Below are 2,099 nucleotides of genomic sequence, written 5' to 3' on the forward strand. Positions count from 1 at the left end.
GCGGTCGAGGGGGGCTTCGTGGACGGTGTGACTAATGAGTCCGAGGAGCGCGAGGAGCCCGCAGGGGTCTGAGACCGGTGGCCGAGGGCCGCGGTGATCGCCGCGATGATGACGATCATGCCGATGACTAGGAGCCAGTGCTTCCGGCGGAACGCGGTCCGTGCTGGTGATGCGGTTCGAGTCATGCCGCCAGTCAAGGCGGCGAGGTGTTGTCGGCTCGTATGCGGTTTTCGATATGCCGACGATATGCGCGGGCTCGTAGCATCGCAGCATGCGCGTGTTGATCGTCGAGGACGAGCCCTACCTGGCAGAAGCGATCCGCGATGGTCTGCGCCTGGAAGCGATCGCGGCAGACATCGCGGGTGACGGCGGCGCGGCGCTGGAGCTGCTGAGCGTCAATGCTTACGACATCGCGGTCCTGGACCGGGACATCCCCGGACCGTCCGGTGACGAGGTCGCCAAGCGCATCGTCGCTTCCGGCAGCGGCATGCCGATCCTCATGCTCACCGCGGCCGACCGGCTCGACGACAAGGCATCCGGATTCGAGCTGGGCGCCGACGACTACCTCACCAAACCCTTCGAACTCCGTGAGCTCGCGCTCAGGCTCAGAGCTCTCGACCGCCGCCGTGCTCACAGCAGGCCGCCCGTGCGCGAGATCGCGGGCCTTCGCCTTGACCCGTTCCGCCGAGAGGTCTTCCGCGACAGCCGCTATGTGGCGCTGACCAGGAAGCAGTTCGCCGTCCTCGAAGTCCTCGTCGCCGCCGAAGGCGGTGTCGTCAGCGCCGAAGAACTTCTGGAACGCGCCTGGGACGAGAACGCCGACCCGTTCACCAATGCCGTCCGCATCACTGTCTCGGCGCTGCGCAAGCGGCTGGGGGAGCCGTGGATCATCGCCACGGTGCCGGGCGTGGGGTACCGCATCGAGGGTCTTGACGGACCTGCCGCAACCGCGACTGAAAGGGGGGAGCGTGAGTAGAGCACGCGGATTGAGCGTTCGCCTCAAACTCACCCTCAGCTACGCCGGATTCGTCATGCTCGCCGGCATTCTGCTGCTCGCCGCGGTGTGGGTGTTCCTGCTGTCGTATGTGCCCGACGACTGGGACCGCCGGATGCTCCACAACAACCCCAACCGCCAACTGCTCCTGGGTACCTTCGCTCCGGCGGCTGTCACCGTCTTGGTCTTCCTGCTGCTGTTCGGCCTGGTGGGAGGCTGGTTCCTCGCGGGCCGGATGCTCGCGCCGCTGACGCAGATAAGCGATGCCACGCGTATGGCCACGAACGGATCGCTCTCGCACCGCATCCGGCTGCCCGGCCGCGAGGACGAGTTCCGCGAGCTGGCCGACGCCTTCGACACCATGCTTGCCCGCCTGGAGGCACACGTCGCCGCACAGCAGAGATTCGCTGCCAACGCCTCACATGAACTGCGCACTCCGCTGGCGACGTCGAAGGCGCTTCTCGAGGTGGCCCGCGCCGACCCCGATCACGACCCGGGCGAAGTCATCGACCGCCTCCACGCCGTCAACACCCGGGCGATCGATCTCACGGAAGCACTTCTCCTGCTAAGCCGCGCCAATCAGCGGACCTACACCCCGGAACCGCTCGATCTGTCCTTGCTGGCGGACGAGGCCACCGAGACGCTCCTGCCCCTCGCGGAGGAGCACGGCGTCATCATCGAGACTTCCGGCGACATCACCCCGATGAGCGGTTCGCACGCGCTGCTGCTCCAGCTCATCACGAATCTCATGCACAACGCGATCGTCCACAACCTGCCCGCTCGGGGCACCGTGTGGGTCACCACCAGCGTCCACCCCGGAGCGGTGCTGCTCACCGTCGCGAACACCGGCGAGCAGCTCACGCCGGAGCTGGTGTCGACGCTGACCGAGCCGTTCCAGCGCGGCACCGAGCGCGTGCACGCCGGTCACGCGGGCGTCGGTCTCGGCCTCGCGATTGTCAAGACCATCACCCTGGCACACGACGGAACACTCACCCTCACTCCTCGGGACGAGGGCGGGCTTCGCGTCACCGTGGGGCTGCCCGCCAAGGCCTACTTCCCGGGAGGTGATGGCCCGGCCGACAGGCTCTGAGCCAGCGCCCCCGAC

The 2,099-nt window shown here is 67.4% G+C and carries 2 protein-coding genes; both read left to right on the plus strand.

What is annotated here, in order from left to right; genetic code table 11:
- The first annotated feature begins 271 nt into the window (after positions 1-271).
- The gene (vanR-Sc, locus tag AB8Z36_RS37650) at positions 272-976 is read left to right on the plus strand and encodes a VanSc-type vancomycin resistance response regulator transcription factor VanR (protein ID WP_369217875.1); all 705 of its coding nucleotides are present in this window, start codon (positions 272-274) and stop codon (positions 974-976) included.
- Positions 969-2,084 carry a sensor histidine kinase gene (locus AB8Z36_RS37655; protein WP_369217876.1) on the plus strand — a complete coding sequence of 372 codons (1,116 nt, stop codon included), beginning with the start codon at positions 969-971 and terminating at the stop codon, positions 2,082-2,084. The genes vanR-Sc and AB8Z36_RS37655 overlap by 8 nt, the downstream gene beginning before the upstream one ends.
- Positions 2,085-2,099: the final 15 nt, after the last annotated feature.

It is taken from the genome of Streptomyces flavofungini (genome assembly GCF_041028215.1).
GTDB classification, from domain to species: Bacteria; Actinomycetota; Actinomycetes; order Streptomycetales; family Streptomycetaceae; genus Streptomyces; species Streptomyces flavofungini_B.

Coding starts and splice junctions, on each gene's coding strand:
- vanR-Sc (WP_369217875.1), top strand. CDS start 272: ATGCGCGTGTTGATCGTCGAGGACGAGCCCTACCTGGCAGAAGCGATC.